The 2,075-nt window shown below is 64.1% G+C and carries 3 protein-coding genes; 1 reads left to right on the forward strand and 2 read right to left on the reverse strand.

Annotated elements, in window-relative coordinates; genetic code table 11:
- Positions 1 to 834 (reverse strand): glycosyltransferase family 2 protein (locus tag B1A87_RS22585; protein ID WP_144275961.1); only part of this gene is annotated, 834 nt, incomplete at its 3' end.
- 11 nt (positions 835 to 845) lie between these two features.
- Complete coding sequence (locus B1A87_RS24475; RefSeq protein WP_078030102.1) at positions 846 to 1,391, reverse strand: WhiB family transcriptional regulator; 546 nt, start codon at positions 1,389 to 1,391, stop codon at positions 846 to 848.
- Positions 1,392 to 1,793: 402 nt separating this feature from the next.
- Between B1A87_RS24475 and B1A87_RS22595 the strand changes: the two genes are divergently transcribed.
- Positions 1,794 to 2,075 (forward strand): hypothetical protein (locus tag B1A87_RS22595; RefSeq protein ID WP_221937621.1); only part of this gene is annotated, 282 nt, incomplete at its 3' end.

The raw sequence follows: 2,075 nt of genomic DNA on the forward strand, positions 1-2,075 counted from the left end.
CTGTCTCTTATACACATCTAAGACCAGCTTGAAGATGCTGCCCAGCAGCGCCCCCACCGTGTGCAGCGGGACCGCCCACAGCGGTGCATGCTTGAGCCGGAGGTGCACCTGGGCCCGGCGCGCGGCCGTGGCGGTGCCCAGTGCATGCGGTCGGTGCGCAACGTGGAACATTTTGGCGCTGGGCACCACGACAACGCGGTGTCCGGCCAGCCGGTTCCGCCAGCAGAAGTCCACGTCGTCACCGGTGCCGGCGAGCGCCGGATCAAAACCTTTGAGGTGTTCCCAGACGTCGCGCCGGACCAGCATTCCGGCAGAGTTGACGGCGAAGGTGTCGGAGCGGCCGTCATACTGGCCCTGGTCGAGCTCATCCGCTTCGATCAGGGTGAGCCGCTCGGCCCAGCGGCTGGTGGAAAGTCCGACGTCGATCAGCCGCCGCCTGTCGTCCCAGTCCAGTTGCTTGCACCCTGCCACCGTGACTGACGGCGCACGCTCCACGGCCTGCAGCAGCTCCGCCAGCGCCTCCGGGGCGGGGGCTGCATCATCGTGCAGGAGCCAGATCCATTCGGAGGCAGTCTCCTCGGTTTCCGGGTTCCACGGGGCCAGTGCAGCAAGGCCTGCCGATACGGCAGCGCCCATCCCTGTTTTGCCGGCGCGGATACGGGTGACGCTGGCTTTGCCGAACGCACCTGCAAGGAGGGCGGCGGAATTGTCCTGTGAACCTGTATCCACCCCGATCGCAGCGTCCGCCGGCCGGGTCTGGCCCGCCAATGCCGCCAGGGTCCTGGGGAGATAGTCACTGCCGTTATGGGCAACCACAACGGCAGTGACGTGCACTTCCTGAAGAATTAGACTGCTCGCTTCCTCAGCCGACGGCGCTCACGTTCGGAGAGGCCTCCCCAAATACCAAAGCGCTCATCGTTCGCCAAAGCATATTCAAGGCACTGGGACCGGACGTTGCACGCTCCGCAGACCTTCTTGGCGTCCCGTGTGGAGCCTCCCTTTTCGGGGAAGAACGCCTCAGGGTCAGTCTGCGCGCACAGAGCATCAGTCTGCCAGCCGAGCTCGCCTTCGTCGTCGAAGTCCTGCTCGCGGGGCAAACCTATCCATACCGGCTGGGTCAGCGTGCCCGCTCCGGGGGTCCGCAGTTCCATCGGCGGATCGCTGAGGTCCTCGTCCAGCTCTGGCCGGCCGCCCAGCAGTGCTTCATGCTCTGCCAGGAACGCGGTGGCCTGGTCCTGCAACGACGCAGTGGTGTCCAAGTTGTACCGCTCGGCGGCATCCGGATCAGCCGGATCTACGTACCAGTCACTCGGCACGCCCCGCGAGCGGTATTTTGCAGTGGCCTGGCCGGCCACAACGGCTTCCTCATGGATACGCTCAACTTGCCCCATGGCGTCCCCTCCCCGAATAGTGCAGCCTTTGCCCGGACGCTCAGGACACTAGGTTTGTGTGCCCGAGCTTCGCGGTGGCTTTGATTACTAATTACACGCGTGTAAGTAATGGGAGTCAAGCCGTCGCCCGGATAATAATCAATGGCCGACCTGATCACGGGCCGCGCCACGCCCGGGAATTTTTTCGCGGGACCGGATTCCGGGGTCGCATAATTTGACAGCAAGCTTAGTGTTTGGTTAGCGTGCACCGCAATTCCGCGGAAACCGCAGGAATGCGGCACGTTATCGCAAAACGACATTAGTAACGCGATGTGTCGGAGATCACGGCTTCCGGATGGTTGATCCGGGCCGGCCGCGGCCCTCGCGGGCTGTGCCGGGGACCTGTCTCTTATACACATCTAGATGTGTATAAGAGACAGTGACTGCTCCGGACCTTCACCGCGGTCGATGGCCGTGGCAGGAAGGCTTCGCGGATTCGTGGCAGCCACGAGGCGGGGAGTTCCCAGGGCAGGTGTGTCCGCAGCGGCCCCTGCAGTAGCGGCGGGCTGGAGAACGTTCTGGGCCGCCCAGGCGGCGAGGCCCGCGGCCGGACCGGCAAGGAGGAGCACTACGGCCACCGCCGCAGCGGAACGGACCAGGATGGCCCCTGTCTCTTATACACATCTAGATGTGTATAAGAGACAG

The sequence above is a fragment of the Arthrobacter sp. KBS0703 genome, from assembly GCF_002008315.2.
In the GTDB taxonomy this organism is placed as follows: Bacteria; Actinomycetota; Actinomycetes; order Actinomycetales; family Micrococcaceae; genus Arthrobacter.

What these genes read in the sequence shown, in the direction of transcription:
- B1A87_RS24475 (WP_078030102.1), bottom strand. Translation starts at nt 1,391, where the DNA reads ATGGGGCAAGTTGAGCGTATCCATGAGGAAGCCGTTGTGGCCGGCCAG.